Source organism: Roseobacter litoralis Och 149 (assembly GCF_000154785.2).
GTDB classification, from domain to species: Bacteria; Pseudomonadota; Alphaproteobacteria; order Rhodobacterales; family Rhodobacteraceae; genus Roseobacter; species Roseobacter litoralis.
This window is the reverse complement of the sequence record NC_015730.1, coordinates 4,184,855-4,202,179: the sequence shown is the minus strand read 5'-3', so window position 1 is coordinate 4,202,179 and position 17,325 is coordinate 4,184,855. Positions and strand designations below refer to the sequence as shown.

Annotated in this window: 15 protein-coding genes; 2 read left to right on the top strand and 13 right to left on the bottom strand. The window is 56.7% G+C overall.

Annotated features, from left to right (window positions below; all coding sequences use genetic code 11):
• Nucleotides 1–23 precede the first annotated feature (23 nt).
• The 10 genes from RLO149_RS20150 to regB form a co-directional block, all read right to left on the bottom strand.
• Entirely contained in the window at nucleotides 24–1,091 is a 1,068-nt protein-coding gene (locus RLO149_RS20150) for a hypothetical protein (RefSeq protein ID WP_013963929.1), read from the bottom strand.
• Nucleotides 1,088–1,645: an ATP-dependent protease subunit HslV gene (gene hslV, locus RLO149_RS20145; protein ID WP_013963928.1), complete on the bottom strand. Its 558-nt coding sequence runs from the start codon at nucleotides 1,643–1,645 to the stop codon at nucleotides 1,088–1,090. The genes RLO149_RS20150 and hslV overlap by 4 nt, the downstream gene beginning before the upstream one ends.
• A gap of 114 nt (nucleotides 1,646–1,759) precedes the next feature.
• Nucleotides 1,760–2,080 carry a thioredoxin gene (gene trxA / locus RLO149_RS20140; RefSeq protein WP_013963927.1) on the bottom strand — a complete coding sequence of 107 codons (321 nt, stop codon included), beginning with the start codon at nucleotides 2,078–2,080 and terminating at the stop codon, nucleotides 1,760–1,762.
• A 37-nt stretch (nucleotides 2,081–2,117) separates the two neighbouring features.
• Complete coding sequence (gene addA / locus RLO149_RS20135; RefSeq protein ID WP_013963926.1) at nucleotides 2,118–5,495, bottom strand: double-strand break repair helicase AddA; 3,378 nt, start codon at nucleotides 5,493–5,495, stop codon at nucleotides 2,118–2,120.
• Complete coding sequence (addB, locus tag RLO149_RS20130; protein WP_013963925.1) at nucleotides 5,492–8,449, bottom strand: double-strand break repair protein AddB; 2,958 nt, start codon at nucleotides 8,447–8,449, stop codon at nucleotides 5,492–5,494. The genes addA and addB overlap by 4 nt, the downstream gene beginning before the upstream one ends.
• The gene (locus tag RLO149_RS20125; RefSeq protein ID WP_044025461.1) at nucleotides 8,442–9,125 is read right to left on the bottom strand and encodes a nucleotidyltransferase family protein; all 684 of its coding nucleotides are present in this window, start codon (nucleotides 9,123–9,125) and stop codon (nucleotides 8,442–8,444) included. Before RLO149_RS20125 ends, addB begins: the two co-directional genes overlap by 8 nt.
• Nucleotides 9,110–10,129 (bottom strand): aminoglycoside phosphotransferase family protein, encoded by a 1,020-nt coding sequence (locus RLO149_RS20120; protein WP_013963923.1) that lies wholly within the window; start codon nucleotides 10,127–10,129, stop codon nucleotides 9,110–9,112. Before RLO149_RS20120 ends, RLO149_RS20125 begins: the two co-directional genes overlap by 16 nt.
• Complete coding sequence (gene tsaE / locus RLO149_RS20115; RefSeq protein WP_013963922.1) at nucleotides 10,126–10,602, bottom strand: tRNA (adenosine(37)-N6)-threonylcarbamoyltransferase complex ATPase subunit type 1 TsaE; 477 nt, start codon at nucleotides 10,600–10,602, stop codon at nucleotides 10,126–10,128. The genes RLO149_RS20120 and tsaE overlap by 4 nt, the downstream gene beginning before the upstream one ends.
• Nucleotides 10,603–10,652: 50 nt before the next feature.
• Nucleotides 10,653–12,200 (bottom strand): PAS-domain containing protein, encoded by a 1,548-nt coding sequence (locus RLO149_RS20110; protein WP_013963921.1) that lies wholly within the window; start codon nucleotides 12,198–12,200, stop codon nucleotides 10,653–10,655.
• 86 nt (nucleotides 12,201–12,286) lie between these two features.
• Nucleotides 12,287–13,666 carry a sensor histidine kinase RegB gene (regB, locus tag RLO149_RS20105; protein ID WP_013963920.1) on the bottom strand — a complete coding sequence of 460 codons (1,380 nt, stop codon included), beginning with the start codon at nucleotides 13,664–13,666 and terminating at the stop codon, nucleotides 12,287–12,289.
• Nucleotides 13,667–13,756: 90 nt separating this feature from the next.
• Between regB and RLO149_RS20100 the strand changes: the two genes are divergently transcribed.
• Both RLO149_RS20100 and RLO149_RS20095 read left to right on the top strand, forming a co-directional pair.
• Entirely contained in the window at nucleotides 13,757–14,380 is a 624-nt protein-coding gene (locus RLO149_RS20100; RefSeq protein ID WP_013963919.1) for an SCO family protein, read from the top strand.
• Between the two features lie 96 nt (nucleotides 14,381–14,476).
• Nucleotides 14,477–15,031 carry an ActR/PrrA/RegA family redox response regulator transcription factor gene (locus RLO149_RS20095; RefSeq protein ID WP_013963918.1) on the top strand — a complete coding sequence of 185 codons (555 nt, stop codon included), beginning with the start codon at nucleotides 14,477–14,479 and terminating at the stop codon, nucleotides 15,029–15,031.
• Nucleotides 15,032–15,035: 4 nt separating this feature from the next.
• Here the strand turns inward: RLO149_RS20095 and RLO149_RS20090 are convergent, their stop codons facing one another.
• From RLO149_RS20090 to RLO149_RS20080, 3 genes are read right to left on the bottom strand one after another with little or no spacing between them, the layout of a single operon-like run.
• Nucleotides 15,036–15,524: a GNAT family N-acetyltransferase gene (locus RLO149_RS20090; RefSeq protein WP_013963917.1), complete on the bottom strand. Its 489-nt coding sequence runs from the start codon at nucleotides 15,522–15,524 to the stop codon at nucleotides 15,036–15,038.
• Nucleotides 15,521–16,108 (bottom strand): HD domain-containing protein, encoded by a 588-nt coding sequence (locus tag RLO149_RS20085; protein ID WP_013963916.1) that lies wholly within the window; start codon nucleotides 16,106–16,108, stop codon nucleotides 15,521–15,523. The genes RLO149_RS20090 and RLO149_RS20085 overlap by 4 nt, the downstream gene beginning before the upstream one ends.
• Complete coding sequence (locus tag RLO149_RS20080; RefSeq protein ID WP_013963915.1) at nucleotides 16,105–17,094, bottom strand: glycosyltransferase family 8 protein; 990 nt, start codon at nucleotides 17,092–17,094, stop codon at nucleotides 16,105–16,107. Before RLO149_RS20080 ends, RLO149_RS20085 begins: the two co-directional genes overlap by 4 nt.
• Nucleotides 17,095–17,325 lie beyond the last annotated feature (231 nt).

Here is a 17,325-nt window from a genome sequence, read left to right as displayed (position 1 = left end):
ACCGCTGACAAAGATCCGAATTGTTATAAGTCCGCAGGTGGCAAATGGTGACGCGGGATAAAACCGGGCAGCCGTTTCATCAGGAACGCGCGGATACGCTCCCACCTTGCGCCCAGAAACACCAGAAACACCCCAAGCCCGAAAACCGTGAAGACTGCTTGCTGTCCGTCAAAGACCGTACTGCTGAGAATGACAATATAGCCAATGGCAGCGATCAGAAAGGAACGCCGGTCGATGACAATTGCGATCAGGGCAATGAGGGTCAGAATCAGAACCAGCATCAGATTGCTCCACCCTGCCGACTGCGCCAGAAGGCTCAGCGCAATAGTGTTGACCAAGGCAGGTGCGGCCACAACGTGCAGCCAGAACCCATTCGCAGAGCGCCGCGTGACGCGGTGCGGGTCAGACATGTCAAAAGCCATGGCGATCATAAACACGATCAGGCCCAGACCCAGCGTGATGAATGCAAAGGGACCCCCGGCAGATAGCAAGAACATCGAACGCAGACCCTCTGGCGCGCCCGCGCTGTTTCCCGCAATCAAAACAGAGACTAAAAAGGCGCAAAGAGCGATAATAGCCAGCGCAAAGGGGACGCGGAAACGGAACCAGAAAAGCAGCAAGGCAAAGGTCGAAAGCGCCAAAGGCAAAGGCATGCTGCTGTAGTCTTCCTGAGCGAGCATGAACAACTCACCAAAGCTACTGGTGAATCCATAAAGGGCATTGCCGCCAAACATCAAAGACAATGCAATAGCGGGGGCGACCATGCGTCTGCCCCGGATGAAATATTCCGACAACAACCATATGACGACTGCGCCCAAGACACTTGTCACAATCATGTAGGTCTGAACGGAGGATATGTTTTCGAGCGCGCCAAAGCTGATGATCCCCACCCAGCCAAGTGCCAGAATCCCAAGGCCAATGACGATGAAAATCTCGTTGAACCCACGAAAAAGCTCAAAGGGTTCGTCGCCGGGCTTGAGGTTTTCGCGCGCGCCACGTCTGCTGTCGGCCAGCGAGGTGAGCGATGCGGCTTGCGCCTCAGACAGGATACCCGCCCCAACCGCTGCGCGGATATCATCCTTGCCAATCATGCGCTGATTTTTTCGACCGTCAGGTTCCCGTTGGTATAAACGCAAATGTCGGCGGCAATCGCCATGGCGTCACGGGCCACTTCTTCGGCGGTGCGCTTGCTGTCCATCATGCCGCGTGCGGCGGCCAGTGCATAATTGCCGCCCGACCCGATCGCCGTAACATCGTGTTCAGGCTCCAGCACGTCGCCCGCACCGGTGATGACAAAGATGTCTTTGCCATCCGACACGATCAACATCGCCTCAAGCTTTTGAAGGTATTTGTCGGTGCGCCAGTCCTTGGCCAACTCCACACTGGCACGGGCCAGTTGCCCCGGTGTCGCTTCGAGCTTGGCTTCCAGCCGTTCCAGCAAGGTAAAGGCGTCGGCGGTTGATCCGGCAAACCCCGCGACAACATCAAACCCGCCGGGCGAAAGGCGACGCACCTTGCGCGCGGTGCCTTTTATCACGGTCTGCCCCAGAGAAACCTGCCCGTCACCGGCAATGACGACTTCGCCGTCTTTTTTCACGCCAATTATTGTGGTTCCATGCCATCCGGGAAATTCGTTTCGTGCCATCCTGGCCTCCTGCGTGGTGTTGCGATGTTATATGGCGCGGGGGTCGGAAATGCACAAGGGCAACAAAAAAGGCGCCCATCCTGGACGCCTATTTCGACATTCACTTGGTGCAGATCAGATGTTGTCTTCGATCCAGCCTTGCAGGGCGGCTTTGGGGTTTGCGCCGGCCATGTTCGAAACGACCTGCCCGTCCTTAAAGATGAACAGTGCCGGAATACCGCGCACGCCCATCTGAGCAGGGGAATTCGGGTTCTCGTCCACGTTCACTTTGACGATCTTCACTTTGCCATCCATCTCGGCGGATAACTCTTCCAGCGATGGGCCGATCTGTTTACAGGGGCCACACCATTCAGCCCAGAAATCCACCACGACGGGGATATCGGAATTTTTCACTTCGGCGTCGAACGTATCGTCCGTAACAGCAAGGGTGGCCATTGTCTTCTCCTCGACAGGCTGGGTTTGAGCGCTGAACCTATGTAGGCGTAGCGCTGTCGTCAAGATATAGAGTGTTTTGTAACGCCTGCGTCACGATATCGTGCGGTAAATGCATCAACGTGCAATTGCGCGTCCACAGGATTGCCGTTTCAATTTTTCGATCCGGGTAAACCTGTTTCAACGCATGTGTATATGCGCCCATTTGCCGTAAAATCCCCTCAGGGCAGGCGGCGGGCTGGGAGGGCACGGTCTGGTTTGTCTTGAAATCCACCGCCAAAACGGCCGTGTCAGAGACGATCAGCCGATCAATGATGCCGTGCAGCCGCGCGGTGCCAAACTCGGCAGTCACTGCGACTTCGGCCAGACTGTCCGCTGTGAAGAGATGCGCAAGGTCCGGGTTTTGCAAAACGGTTTTGGCTTCGCTTGCGGCGCGCAGCAGGCCGGGATCGCCTTTATTTGACAGAATATCTATCAGCGCGGGCCAGTCGACAGTGTCAGCGGCAGACAGATGTTCCAAAAACAGATGCACGGATGTGCCATAGGCTTTGGCCGCCTCTTCGTCCTGTCCGGCCTCGCCGGGCAGCGCCTTGGCGCCGCCTAGATCAGAGGGCGACACGGTTTCGCGCAGTGGCGCGCGCGCCGGGGCCCGTGTTGTCAGGCAGGGATCAAGGGCGGTTTGCATTGGCGCGCCGGGGTTTGCTGCTGTCACTGGTAAGGCGTCCCAATCGCCTTTCTGATGCCGCTTGACGGCAAGCCCATGCGTGTCCACCAAATGCGCGCCCGCTGCATCAACGGCCGCATCCACCCGCTGATACCACGTGTCGTTCTGCTTGGAGAGTTCACCCGCTGCGGCAACGATCAACCACTTTTCCGCCCGTGTTAGAGCCACATACAAGAGCCGCAATCGTTCCGCCGCCTGTGCCGCCGCAATGTCATCGAGTTTCGTGGTCAACGCTGCAGGGGTATCATTGGCGGGTGTTTTCCAGACGGGTTTGCCGTTCAGCGTCACAATATCGTCGCGCACCGGATTGTTGCGTTTGCCGCTGTCTGGCAGGATCACGATGGGCGCTTCCAGACCTTTGGCGCCATGCACGGTCATGACGCGGATTTGATTGGACGCGCTGTCGATCTGTCGCTTGATTTCCAGATCATCCGTTTCCATCCAAACCAGAAACCCGGTGAGGCTGGGCACAGCGTTTCGCTCGTAAGCAAGGGCTTGCGACAGGAGCGCGTTGATGCCGTCCTCTGCCTCAACCCCAAGGCGGGCCAGCAGGTTGCGACGCCCCTTGTGGCGGGTCAGGATACGTTCGATCAGATCATAGGGCCGCAGAAAATCCACATTCGCCCGCAGATCGCGCAGCACCTTGAGGGTTTCAGGATAGGCGTCTGCTTGGGTGCGCAGTGCCTGCCACAGGTGGTCTTTGTCCCTGTAATGGGCAAGCTGAAACAGCTCTTTCTCGGACCAGCCGAACAGGGGTGATCTGAGGGCGGATGCCAAAGAAAGACTGTCTTCGGGCACCGCCAGAAAAGACAGGAGCGCAGCTAGATCACGAACCGCAAGTTCACCGCCGACCTTGAGCCGATCCGCCCCGGCGATGTCCAAACCAGCGTTTTTGCAGGCACGGATAATTTCAGTGAACAGGACCGAGCGACGCTGCACGAGGATCAGAAAATCGCCAGCCTGGACCGGTCGGCGGGTGATTTCACCATCCGAATGCTGATCGTCTGGAATGGTGTCGCGTGCGATCATCGCCTTGATCTGCGTCGCGATGCGCTCGGCGAGAATGACGCTGTGATGATGCGCGGCCTTGCGATCAATCGGGTCATGCCACGCGCGATCTTCCTCGGCGGGTTGAGGTTCGATGACGGGCCAGATGTCCACGCGACCGGGCAGCGTATCCTTAAAGGCGATGTGCTGTTCGTCCGTCGAAAACCCGGCGTCTCCCTGCCCGTCAAAAGTGCGGTCAACCACGTCGAGAATGGCGCTGGCCGAACGGAATGAGAATGCCAAGGTTTTGTTTTGAAACAGCTGTTCGGCGGCTCGGATCTTCGATTCGAACTCTGACTGCATCCGATCGAACTCACGCGGGTCCGCACCCTGAAACGAATAGATAGACTGTTTTTTATCGCCCACAACAAAGACGGTACGCTGCGTTTCGGTGCGCGCGCCCTCGCCTGTGGTGAATTCAGCGGCAAGTTTACGAATGACGTCCCACTGCGCTGGGCTGGTGTCCTGCGCCTCGTCCACCAGAATGTGGTCAATGCCCCCGTCGATGCGAAACAGGACCCAGGCGGCCACCTTTTCGTCATTGAGCAAGGCCCGCGCCCGGTCGATCAGATCATCGAAATCCAGCCACCCGCGCAGGGTTTTCTGTTCTTCATAAAGCGGTAGAAACGACGCGGCAAACCGATGCAGCGCATGGGTCTTTTGCGCCGCCAGCAAGGCGATGCGTGCATCACGCGCAATTTCAATACGTCCCATGAAATCATCGAACGCGGGCATTGCGTCAGAAACGATGGCCTGCGTTGGTTTGGTCGGCAGAGTGCCGATTTTGGCACTGAAGGGCGATTTTGCCGTGGGTCCGGTTAAGCATACCTGCTCCAACGCCGGCAGGGACCGGAAATTCAGGGCAGAGATCTGCTGAAGCTTAGCGGCTGCTTTGGCATCGTTGCCGCCCTTTGCCAGCATGGGCGCAATGAGCGCGTTAAGGAGTGCGGCCTCGCCACCCAGAAAGACCTGATCTTCGATCTGCTGCGTCGTGAGGTCCGCGGGTTGATCAAAGAGCGCCAGTGTTTCGGCCCATGACAAGGGATTGCGAAAGCTGTCTTTGTTCTGAACCACGGCTTTTGCGAGTTTTTCGAAATCCTCACCTGTGTAGTGTCGTGCCAGATCTGCAATCAGGCCAGCATCCGGCCCTTGCGCCATCGTGTCGATGATTTCAGCGCGCAGCAGGTCCGCCGCGCGTTCTTCTATTTCACTGAACTGGGGACTTACGCCAGCTTCCAGTGGAAAACGCCGTAGAAGTGACGCGCAAAACGAATGGATCGTCTGAATTTTCAGACCACCCGGGGTTTCAATGGCGCGCGCAAAAAGGGTGCGGGCCTTGCGCAACTTTTCGGCATCAACGGTCGTTTCGACCCCAAGATCGCGTAGCGCTTCGGCCAGCGCCGCGTCCTCCAACATCGCCCATTCGCCCAAGCGTTTGAACAGGCGGTTTTGCATCTCGGAGGCCGCCGCCTTGGTATAGGTCAGGCACAAAATATGTTCCGGTTCGACCTTATCGAGCAACAGTCGTGCCACTCGATCCGTCAGCACGCGCGTTTTGCCCGACCCGGCATTTGCCGCAAGCCAGGTAGAGGCATCCGGTCGCGCTGCATCGACCTGCGCCTGTGTGGCCGGGTGACGGGGGCTCACGACAAATCCTCCGGAACAGGGTCTTGCGTGACATCCCATTCGCCATATCGTGACAGCAGGTCATAGTCGCTGCCGTATTGATCTTTTTCCATCATGCGACGGGCTGTGAACCCTTGATCCATCTCTTGGTAAGCCAGCACCAGTTTGCGTAATTCGGCCAGTATCTGTGCGGGCGGTTCGCTGTCCAAAGGCGCCGGAACTTCACTTGGATTCGAGCCTAACCCGATGAAAGTCGCCTGTGCCACATGCTGCGGCCCCAGCTTTTCAAACGCGCCCTGTTCCACCATCGCAGCTTCGATCAGCAACTGCTTATCAAAAAGTGTCTGCTGTTTGACCGTAGGCGGCGATCCGGTTTTGTAGTCATAGATCAAAACATCGCCATCCTCTGTCTGATCAATGCGGTCGGCGCGCGCGGTCAGGGTGAATTTGATATCCGGCCAGACCATCTTACCGACTGCGTCTTCCTCAAAAGCGACGGGCATTCCGATGTGTTGGCGCGCGCGCTCATTCACAACGAACCACTCGGAAATGCGCGTCAGCCGGGCCAGCCACAAGGCACGCGCGGCGGGCCAGGGTACATCGCGCATCAGAACTTCGTCCGCGACATCGACAAGGTCTTGTGCGGTCAGAGTTGCCGGGTCAGCCAGCGTGCGTCGTACAAAGTCCTCCATGACCTGATGCGAAACCGTGCCGCGCAACAAGGCATCCGGGCTTTGCACCAGCGGGCCCAGTTTACGCAGCCTTAGAACGTGTTTGGCATAGACCGTGTAAGGGTCGCGGATCAGGTGTTTGATGTCCGTAACGGCCAGACGTTTCGGGCGCGCGTCCAACGGCGGGCGCGGGGCGGGGCGCGCGGCCGGGGCTGCGGGTTCGACCTTTTCAAGCAGTACCGTTTGATCAAGCCAGAAGGTGCCGCGATTCTTCATCGCTTCTAGCAGGGCAGGGCCGTCCTGACCCTTCAAACCCGACAGCAGGTTGCACAGTCGATTGACCCAACGCGATGCGACAGTTTCCGCATCATCAGAGCGGATTGAGCGCGTAAGCCAGACTTCAGGTGCGGCGATGGCTTGCTGATAATCGTGCGCAGCAAGCCCAATCCGACGTTCTGGCAAAAGTAAACCTGCCTGATGGCGCAGCGCGCGGTTCAGCCATGGATCTGGTGTCGGCGCTTCGGGCCATGTCCCGTCATTAAGACCCGCAAGAATAACGAGATCAGCCCCCTGCACGCGCGCTTCAAGCGTCCCCCAGATCATAACGTCAGGATGTGGGGCATCACGGTCGCGCACTTCGCCTTCGGACAGCAGCGCGCCCACAAGGTTACCGTAATCAGACGCAGTCATCGGGCCGCCGTGATGCGCCAGATCAGTGAGGTTTGTCATGACCTTAAGGGCTTCTTGTCCAGCTTTCTGTTTCCAGATTTCACCGGTATCGTGACCGAAGGGACCGCTGGAAATTGCCTCCGCCAGCGCCATATGGGCTTGCGCCCAATGGGTTAGCGGGTGCTCACCGCTGGTCTGCACCGAGGCAAAGGTTTGCCCGACCCATGTGCCCCAGACATCAACCGCGTTTTGATGTTCCGGGTTCGGCGAAACGCCTGACAGGGCAACCTGAATGCTGTCCGCGTCGGGGTAGGGCAGTCCATCCCGCCGGATGCGAAGCTCCAGACGTTGCGTGTTCAGAATATGTTCAGCACGGTTTGTGCTGCTATGTGTCAACGGATGTTTGAGTAAGGTCAGCAGGGCTTCGGCATCAAGACGGCGATGAAACAGCGCTGCGACATGCCGCAGAAACCGGCCGGGTGGGCTGAGGTGCAGGGGCGCGCCAGCGGAATCGTCGGGCAGGATGTCGAATTGATCCAGCGCCGCCGTGATTTGCCGCGTCAGCATCCGATCCGGTGTAATGACAGCAGCTTTTTGCCCGTCTTCGACTGCTTTGCGCAGGCGCAGGGCAATGGCCAGCGCCTCACTGCGGGGGCTGGGGGCTTCGAGCAATGTGATCTGTTGGGTGGCCTCGTTCAGGGTGTGGAGTTTGGGCCCTTCGGTCAGCCACGCATCCGTCACCGGAGCCGGGCGCAACGAAAGCGACACCAGCGCGTTGCGCGCAGGGGAAGGCGGCGGTGCGTTGTGCCAAGGGGAGATATCTGAGCGTCCGACGCCGATATGCTGCATCAGTTTGTAGAACCGATATTGCGGGTGGTCCTCTGAAAGCAGCGCATCATCAAGGTGCAGCCACTGTTGGCGTGGCATGTCAAAATCAAACCCCGGCAAGACCAGCGCACCCTGAGGCAATCGGGCAATCGCCTCCATCAACAACATCGTGGTGCCGCGTGATCCCGTAGATCCGGCCAGAATGACGGGGTGCCGGGGCGGATCTATGGCCCAGCGATCGGCCAGCGCAGAGACGAACTGGCGTTGCTGCGCTTCTTTGTCGGGGGTCGTGGTTGTCCGCGACAGGTAGTCTTGCGCAATGCGAATGAAAGTCTGGGTGCGCTGCCAGTGGCCGGATAAATCAGAAACATCGAGGCCGTTGATCGTGTCGGCTGTGACGCCTTCACCCTGCATTTCATCCATCAACGCCGCGAGGCTGTCGGTGAGATCGTAAAGCGATGTGCGCGGGGCCAGCTCTTTTTGCTGCTCGATGAGACGCGCCACGAGTGCGATCAGCTCAAGCCGTCGGCGCAAAGGTTTGACAGCAGGCGGAACGGCGATGCCGGGCGCCAGTTGATCCAATTGCGTCACCAGATGAATTTTCGGCAGCAAACGGGCGGGGCCTGCATCGAAAAGACTGCGCAATCGCCGCTGCATGCGTGACGTGTTGACGATTACCTGCACCCGCGCGAGCTCTTCCGGTGCTGTTTGGCTGACCCGTTCCAGAAGCCCCTGCATCAGACCTTTGGGGAAATCAACGCCCGGTGCCAGACCGAAGACACGGGGCGTGTCGCTGTCTTCAAACATGTCTATATCCAAGCAGCGTCTCGGCGTTAGTCACACCCTGTGGATGGCCGACATCACACCACAGACCCTCATATTCGACTGCGTAGAGCCTGTTTTCGGCCATTAGCATGTCCCATAGAATATTCAGCGAAAACGATGCGCGATCAATTTCGGCCAGCCGTTCGGTTTTGACAATCTGCGCGCCGCTGTAGATGCCGCCGTCCCCGCGTTTGATTTGACCGCTCGGCCCGATCAGGAAATTGCCGGGCCCGTCATAACCAACAGCGTTTTGCGGCGGGATACACATCAAGAGACCGTCCATACGGTCAGGGTCCCACGCTTTTTGCAATTGGTCCAGCGGATTGGGGCCTTGCCAGATGGCATCGGTGTTCAGCGTCATGACCGGACCGGGCCCAAGCAAGGGCAACGCATTGCGCAGACCGCCTCCGGTTTCGAGAATATCCGGCGTTTCCGCAATCGTTTGGACATTTGTGTTGTGCAGATGTTCTTGGAGGATCTCTGCCTTGTAATGCAGGTTTGCAACGACTGTTTCGGCAGGCAACGCGTCGGTCAGCGCGCGTGCATGATCAATCAAAGGGCGGCCTGCGACTTCGACCATCGGCTTGGGGCGATCAGCGGTCAGGTGCTTCATCCGGTTCCCGAAGCCTGCCGCAAAGAGCATTACCGACCAGCCCATTGACCGCTCTTTGATTTGAGTGTGGCGCAGATGTCGCGGGTCGGTTCTGGTAAGGTGGCTCCGATCAATTCCGCTGCAGGTTCAAGCATCGGGTGGGTCAGGTTGGTCATGAGGTGACCCCAAACGCGGGGGAGGAAATCGACGTAGTGGCTTTTCGCATCCCGCATGCAAAGACGTGAAAATACACCCAGAATGCGCATGTTTCTTTGCAGGCCAAAGACGGCATATGCTGCGTCAAACGCCTGCGGATCCAAGGCGTTTTGCGCGACAAAGCGTGCTTTCATATCCGTCGCAAGCTGAGGATCAACATCGCGTCTTGCGTCCTGCAGGACCGACATCAGATCATAACTGCGATGACCCAGAACGGCATCCTGAAAGTCGAGCAATCCAACCCGTGCAACGCCAGTTCTGTCTGGCAGCCACAACAGGTTTTCGGCGTGGTAATCACGCTGGATCAGGACGGTCAGGTCGGTGTCATATTGTGCAAGAAAAGGCTCTAACACTGATATAAAGTCACGTTTTGCGTCGTTGTCCAAGGTGCCCATAGCGCCAAGTTGATACCAGTCAAAGGCCAGCGCAGCGAGCGGTACGGTGATTGCGGACGCGTATGAACCGAGCTTTGGGGGTGCGCTTTTGTGAAGGTGTGTCAGCACGTCCACAGATGTTTCATACAGCAACTCTTCAAGGGCAGGGCTGTCGGCGATCTGATGTGTAAAGAGGGTATCGCCCAAGTCTTCGATCAACAGGAAACCCGCGTCGAAATCTTCATGCATGATACGTGGCGCGCTCAACCCCAACGTCTGAAGGTAGGTCGCGATCTGCACAAAAGCGCTGACATTCGTGTTGTTGGCTGGCGGCGCATCCATCAGGACGGCTGTTGCGCCATCTGGGCGGATCAGCCTGTCGTATCTGCGGTTTGATGCATCACCGGCAAGGGGCGTGATATGGGCGTCTTGCCAGCCTGCCTGCGCGATAAACGCTTTGGCTTGTGCTGCGCGTGTCATGACGCTTTCCAGCTCAATACCACGGCTTCCCATTTCGGATCTGTCCAATCAACCGTCAGGGTGCGGCTGTTTTCAGGCGCGCCTTGGGCAAACCGGATGGTCATTGCGTCATTCGGCGTGAGTTGTGCCAAACGGTCAGGCCATTCGATCAGGCAAATTGCTGTTTCAAAGGCTTCGGTGAGGCCAAGCTCTTCAATCTCGAAAACGGATGAAAGCCGATACAGGTCCGCATGCCACAGCGACCCTGACCGCGTGTCATACGTTTGCACAAGGGTGAAGGTAGGGGACGGCACGTCTTCTGCTACGTCCAAAAGCGATTGAATCAAATGCCGGGCAAAATGGGTCTTCCCGGCGCCAACAACACCATCGAGTAAAATGGTATCACCGGGCCGTAACAATGCGCCCAGCGCAACAGCGCGTTGCGCGGTTTGTTCAGCGGAACCAACGGTGAATGAGCAGGTGTGACAAGCCATACCGCATGCTTACCGCGCGGGGTGCGGGCTGCAAGCGGATTTGCTGCGGTTTAGCCAGAATGCGTGTCTGACAGATGTTCCAAGGCGGGCGGCGTGCCATTCCCCATGACGGCGAACCGAACGACAGTAGCACCGGAGGAGATGCGCGAAACAGTGCATTTGACCTCTGCGCCGGACAGCAGCGATGCTGTCATGTGCCAGGATGTTTTTTCGCCAAAATCGAGGACAAAATCGATCAACCCCTCCCAGAGTTTGTTGGGCGCGCAGTTTTCTTGCCAAGCGCCGACTGAATCGTTGATCGTCACATCCGCAAACGAATTGTCAGGATCAAGGCCCCAAAGTTCACGGTACGCCAGATTGCAGAATGTCAGGACGCCGGTTGAAGAAAAGACAACGATTGCCTCGTCGAACGTGTCCATCAACGATTGGCCAAGCTCAAGCTCTGCGCGGAAATTTCGCGTTAGGGAAACCTCGGCGCTGATGTCTTCGATTAAGAACGCAATGGCACCATCCGGGTGCGGGCGGCCACTGACACGATATGTCTGCCCGGTCTCAAGCGTCCAGGTTTCCTGATAGCGACCATCTGTTGCAGCCGCAATTACCTCGGTGATCTGTTGACGCCATGAGTGGTAGTTTTTGGGTTCCGGCATCCGCCTGTTTTCGCGGATCCGATCAAAAAAAGACATAAGCGTCGGACGCCCGCTCAGGAAATCCGCAGGCAATTCGGTCAGATCAATCAGTGCAGGATTGAACAGCGCCAATTGTCCATTCCGGTCAAAGATCGCCAGGCCGATGGATAGCTGGGCAAAGGTCTTCGCCAGCGTCTGAACAAAATTGCGCTGGGCGGCCTCGGATTTGACCACAGCATTCACATCGACCGCGTGAAAAATCATGATGTCACCAACGCTGGCCACGTTCACGTCATACCAGTCTTTGTGGTCATTATCCGGCAATTGGGCCGACACACGTTGCCGCCCCGCTGTTTCATGAAAGGAGGGTGCAATGTCAAAAACCGGTTTGCAGGGGTCCGGTTCTGTCTGGTGCAGCCGTTTGTACAGAGCGGTATATGCCGCATTGTGCCATGTTACCGACCCTTCGGAGTCGACCTGCCAGATTGCATGCGGTGTTGTGTCGCTGGCCCTGCGCAGGTCTTCTATTTCCTGCTGAAGGTTTTTGAAACGCAGTGATTGTGCTGATGTTTGTACTTCGCTTTCGATCATGTTGATTCGCGTGAATGTGCCTGTGCGCGTCAGCTCAAGAACGGCTGCGTCTTCAAGGTCGCGCGCGGGCACGGTCGTCTGACCCGCCTGGGCCAGCAGGGGGCGTTCCGGCAGGTTTGGAAAGCGATTGATCAGCCGTTCCCGCATGCCGGACCAATCGTCCCGCCCGGGTATCAGTTTATAGAGTTTTGCCGCTGTATCAGAGGCATGCTCAAGGTTTTCATCTTCAAACAGGAGAGAAACACAGTGCTCAGCATTGCCCGGCAGGACGCTATTGTCAGAAGCAGTTTGTTGCTGCCTGCTGAACATCCAATAAACCGCCACCAAGATGCTTAAGACAGCGGCACCCGCGACTGCAGCAATGTCAAAGACTTCCATCGATAATCAGCCCCGTGCAAAAGTACACTACAGGCTTCCCACGGCTTGGTTAATTCACGGTTAATGAAGCCGTCTGTGCCGCGCCTCTAAACGGCGAAACGTTGGTTTTCACCCTTGGTCACAGGGCGATCTCCTTCAAGTGCATCAATCTGTCGCCTCAGCCATTTGACCTCGACTACGGCACCGATGCCGCCCCCCTGCGAGGATGATTCCTCGCGCCCATTGGCAAAGCTGAGTTCAGCGCCGGAGCGCTCAAGAAGCGTTTTGGCGATAAAAAGCCCCAACCCCATGCCCTCATACCCCGGTCGCGCGCCTTTTTCAGATGCCGACCTGCGCCGCTTCATGAAGGGATCACCGATTCTACCAAGCAAATGTGGCGGAAACCCATTCCCATCGTCCATGATCCTGAGCGAGATCGTGTCCTGCGCCCAACTGGCCTCAACCCAAATCTGAGACTTTGCAAAATCAACCGCATTCTGGATCAGGTTGCGCACGCCATGAATGATTTCGGGCTTCCTCAGGATTGTGGGCTGCGCAATTTCCGGCCCGATGATCTGGAAAATAATCTCCTTGCCGCGGTCCATATGGGGTTCTGCGGCTTCTTCGAGGACTGCGCGCAAAGGGGCCTGATGCAGGTGCAGATCATCTTTTCCGGCGCGCCCCATATCGCGCAGGATGTCGCGACATCGATCCGCCTGTTCGCGGATCAACGCGGCATCCTCTTGCAAGTCCGAGCGGTCGGAAAGTTCGTCATATAATTCGCCACTGGCCAGTTTTATGGTCGCAAGAGGAGTCCCAAGTTCATGCGCAGCGGCGGCAACAACACCGCCCAAATCCGTCAGCTTTTGTTCGCGCGACAGGGCCATCTGTGTGGCGGACAAGGCGTCAGACATGGAGTGAATTTCGGAGGTGATCCGTATGGAATAGGCACTAATAAAGACAATCGCGATGATCAGCGCGATCCAGTTCCCGAACAAAAACACGTCAGGCATCGCAAGGATGAACCCCTGTTCGGTGCGCAGCGGGAAATTAAATTGTGCCAGAAGCGACACGAGAATGATGGCCGTACCGCCCAAAAATACTGTCGAGCGCAATGTCAGGACAGCGGCTGAAATCGTGACGGGCCCAAGCATCAGCAGGGCAAACGGGTTATGCAGACCGCCGGTGAGGAACAACAGAAAACTCAGCTGAAGCAGATCGAAAAGGACCGTCAGCATGTTCTGACTTTCGGTCAGGCGCTTGTTTTCCGGAAAGATAAAGGTGGCCACAAGATTGGCGATGGCGGAGGCCCCAATTGCCAGATAGCACAAGCCCAGTTCAAGCTGTAACCCATACATCTTTTGCGCCACGGTGATGGCCGCCAGCTGCCCGGCGATGGCGAACCAGCGCAACACGATAAGCGTCCGAAGTCTGATCCAATTCGCGCGCCTATCGTCAGAAAAGGGCCTGAGGTTCAGATCTGCCAAAATATCACCGGTTGTTGAGTTGCACTGTCCTTCAAACAGGGTAGGACTGCACCTATCTAGGATCAACCCTTGCCTCTGAAGGAGATGCTCATGAATACGCGTTTCATCGCTTTGATTTCTGTCGCTGGCGTGGTCGGCGTGCTGGGCGGCGTATGGCTGGCAACCCAGTCATCAAAAAGCGACGATCAGTTCGCGCAGTGCAGATCCAGTGCCGTTGCAGGGGGTGCAGGTGCGCTGGGTGGACCTTTTGAGCTGGTGAATGCGCAGGGTGACGTGGTCACGGATGCCGATGTCATTACCGAACCATCCATCCTTTACTTTGGCTATACATTCTGCCCGGATGTCTGCCCGCTGGATGTGGCACGTAACGCAGTGGCCGTGGAGGTTCTGGAGGAGAACGGCATGTCCGTGACCCCGGTTTTCATCTCGATCGACCCCAAGCGGGACACGCCGGAGGTTGTTGGCGACTTTGCGGCCAATATGCACGAACGGATGATTGGGCTGACGGGATCACCGGAGCAAGTCAAAGCAGCCAGCACCGCATATCGGACGTATTACAAAGCGCACGAGGGCGATGAGGATTTTTACCTCGTGGATCATTCGACGTTCAGTTACCTCGTCCTGCCGGAACACGGTTTCGTGGAGTTCTTTCGCCGCGAGGTTGCACCTGAACAAATGGCCGAAACGGTCGCCTGTTTCGTAGAGAATGCGTGAACCGTCATAGCCTTATCGGTTAAACTTATTTGACCTGTGGGGTTTTGCGCCACATATATATCCGAACGGACACTAAGTGTGCAGGAAAGAGCGGATATGCCGGATATGAACCCGATTGAGTTAGGTGACGACAAGAGCATCCTTTTGTTGGATGACGACGAACCTTTCCTGCGCCGTCTGGCAAAAGCGATGGAAAAGCGCGGTTTTCAGGTGGAAACAGCAGGCTCGGTCGCTGCCGGGCGTGCCATTGCGACCGCGCGGCCTCCGGCCTTTGCCGTTGTCGACCTGCGGCTTGAGGATGGCAATGGCCTCGATGTGGTCGAAGTTCTGCGCGAAAAACGCCCGGATACGCGGGTCGTCGTGCTGACGGGATATGGTGCGATTGCAACGGCTGTGGCTGCCGTAAAAATCGGTGCCGTTGATTATCTGTCGAAACCGGCGGATGCGACGGATATCGTGAATGCATTGCTTGCGACGGGTGATGATCTGCCGCCACCGCCCGAAAACCCGATGAGTGCGGACAGGGTGCGTTGGGAACATATTCAGCGGGTCTATGAGCTTTGCGACCGTAACGTCAGTGAAACGGCGCGACGGTTAAACATGCATCGCCGGACGCTGCAACGCATTCTGGCCAAGCGCAGCCCGCGCTGAACTCTCAGGTCAGGTCAAAACGCTTGCTGATTTTGTCGACGCGCTGACCGTCGGCTAATGCCACGTTTTCGTCAAACGCCCAATCGCGAAAGCCGCGGCTTTGATAATAGGTCAACCCGCCGTCATTATCCGCGCGGATCGTCGCGTTGATCCATTCATAGCCGAGGTCCTTGGCGGCACCCGCAGTTGCGGTAAACAACGCAGAACCGATGCCAAGCCCGGTTTGTCCAAGTTGCACGAAAGTAGCAATATCAACCGCTTCAGATGGCAGTTTGAGGTTCGGCATGATCCATTGAAACCCGACAACCTGCTCCTCGCCATCGAGGGCTACATGCCAGGCAGAACGATCTGCGTTGCTTTCCATTCGTTTTGCAATGTCATCGGCTGTAACCGGGCGTGTCAACGCGGTGGTGCCGCCTTTTTCGATGATGGCGTTCAGCAGGCGCGCCATTGACCTGCAATCAAGAACCATAGCACGCCGTACATCTATCATGGCATCGCCGCCAGCAATTCGTTGTGGCGCGCGGTAAAGGCGTGCCGCGTCTCAGCCGGGGCGCGCAAGGTAATTTCCAACCCCTGCATGACTTTGTGATCTGGTTTGCCGAAAAACTTGCTGGCTTCGTCTTCGGAAAAACCGGCGATCTGCGTGGCTTCCATCCAGGCGCTGATCTTGTCGGCTTTCTTGATCTGACGCTTCACTGCAACAGGGATGGCAGCGGGAAGACCAAACCGCAGATGGATGGCTGCCATCAACCGTACGTCCAGCGCTTCATACCCCGGTCCAACGGCGGCTTTCACCGGGGAGATCATATCGCCAATCACGTATTCAGGGGCATCATGCAAAAGGGCGGCCAACTGCCATTTGGGGGGTGCCTTGCCGGTGATGCGGGTAAAAAGCGTCTCTACCAAAAGAGAATGTTCCGCAACGGAATAGGCATGCACGCCATTGGTCTGACCATTCCAGCGTGCCACAAAGGCAAGACCGCGCGCGATGTCTTCTATCTCGACGTCAACGGGCGTGGGGTCGAGTAGATCCAGCCTGCGCCCCGACAGCATTCTTTGCCAGGCCCGCTTCATCGGTGGACCGTCAATTCATCAGGAAATCTCGGGAGAAAGCGCGCTATCTTTCGCGCTGATATCAGATGTTTGATTAGCATTTTCGTCATTTTCATACTGTCTGGTGCGAGCTTTCTACCCCCCGTTTCCACTTGCTTGGAGTCTGGAAAGTGTGTCCTGATAAAACGGGCAAATGAGTCAGCAAAGCGCGGTTCGAACTGTCCGCTCTGGTCCTTCCATGGTTTCGCGGGCCCGATGAAATGTATGATGTTCGGATATGCGAAAACTGCAAAGAGTCGCGTTGACCATGAATACTGCCAGTTCCAGACGGGGCTTATTTCGGCCCAATCGTCTTGCAGCACCGCATTATAAAGGTTCTGGTCATGACGTTTCAAATCCTGACGGCGCGCGCGGCCAAATTCGATGCAACGCCGCATCAGCTCCTGTTCGGTATAGGCATGCACATCCATTAGCATTATCCCTGCATTAAAGTATGCAGACGGAACTATCCCCTTGATTGTATTTCGTTTGTTTTGCCGGTTCGGTGTGCGCCATTGCACGTTGTCGCGAACCGATGCGATGCAATGTGGTGCGACGTCAATATCAAGAAGCGCGTTGAAATCACCACCTTGAATGAAAATATCCGAACCCAGATAAAGTATTTTATCATATTCACCGGCAAAAGCGGTCGGCAGGGCGATGCGCAAGTATACGTCATGCGTCTTGCCCTTATCCAGACGCAGGCCATCAAAGACGTCGCCGACATCTATGTGACAAAGCCGTATTCCCAATCCGGCAAGACTTTCCGGAAGCACAACTGCCTGCTGACCGTAACAGATACAGATGTCGTATGCCGGCTTTTCCACAAGCGATGCAATCTGCGCCGCAGCATGTGACGCAAAAGCGAGGTAATTCTGGTCGCAACAAAAGACAATCGCCCTTCTGTGGCGCGGCGGGCGCGATGCCGTTAACCTGACCTGAAATGACTCTGTGGGTGCTGTGGACATAGCCGGGCGTTTGCTCGTTGCTTTTTCAAAATATGTCGCTGGCGGGGTCGGGCTCAGGACACTCTGCGCTTATTCCTAAAGAAGTGAAAGATATTGTCCAGCACTCAGCTTTTCAGTGTCACACATGCGGGGCAAACCCATGAAGATTATGCTGGTTCACAGGATGTGGATAATTGTTGGTATTCGTTCTGTTGCAGCGCCCTGCAACGGGTGGTAGAGCAGCGGCAAAGA

What these genes read in the sequence shown, in the direction of transcription:
- RLO149_RS20090 (WP_013963917.1), bottom strand. Translation starts at nt 15,524, where the DNA reads ATGATAGATGTACGGCGTGCTATGGTTCTTGATTGCAGGTCAATGGCG.
- RLO149_RS20125 (WP_044025461.1), bottom strand. Translation starts at nt 9,125, where the DNA reads ATGGGCTGGTCGGTAATGCTCTTTGCGGCAGGCTTCGGGAACCGGATG.
- RLO149_RS20085 (WP_013963916.1), bottom strand. Translation starts at nt 16,108, where the DNA reads ATGAAGCGGGCCTGGCAAAGAATGCTGTCGGGGCGCAGGCTGGATCTA.
- RLO149_RS20120 (WP_013963923.1), bottom strand. Translation starts at nt 10,129, where the DNA reads ATGACACGCGCAGCACAAGCCAAAGCGTTTATCGCGCAGGCAGGCTGG.
- hslV (WP_013963928.1), bottom strand. Translation starts at nt 1,645, where the DNA reads ATGGCACGAAACGAATTTCCCGGATGGCATGGAACCACAATAATTGGC.
- RLO149_RS20100 (WP_013963919.1), top strand. Translation starts at nt 13,757, where the DNA reads ATGAATACGCGTTTCATCGCTTTGATTTCTGTCGCTGGCGTGGTCGGC.
- RLO149_RS20150 (WP_013963929.1), bottom strand. Translation starts at nt 1,091, where the DNA reads ATGATTGGCAAGGATGATATCCGCGCAGCGGTTGGGGCGGGTATCCTG.
- addB (WP_013963925.1), bottom strand. Translation starts at nt 8,449, where the DNA reads ATGTTTGAAGACAGCGACACGCCCCGTGTCTTCGGTCTGGCACCGGGC.
- RLO149_RS20095 (WP_013963918.1), top strand. Translation starts at nt 14,477, where the DNA reads ATGCCGGATATGAACCCGATTGAGTTAGGTGACGACAAGAGCATCCTT.
- trxA (WP_013963927.1), bottom strand. Translation starts at nt 2,080, where the DNA reads ATGGCCACCCTTGCTGTTACGGACGATACGTTCGACGCCGAAGTGAAA.
- RLO149_RS20110 (WP_013963921.1), bottom strand. Translation starts at nt 12,200, where the DNA reads ATGGAAGTCTTTGACATTGCTGCAGTCGCGGGTGCCGCTGTCTTAAGC.
- RLO149_RS20080 (WP_013963915.1), bottom strand. Translation starts at nt 17,094, where the DNA reads ATGTCCACAGCACCCACAGAGTCATTTCAGGTCAGGTTAACGGCATCG.
- tsaE (WP_013963922.1), bottom strand. Translation starts at nt 10,602, where the DNA reads ATGGCTTGTCACACCTGCTCATTCACCGTTGGTTCCGCTGAACAAACC.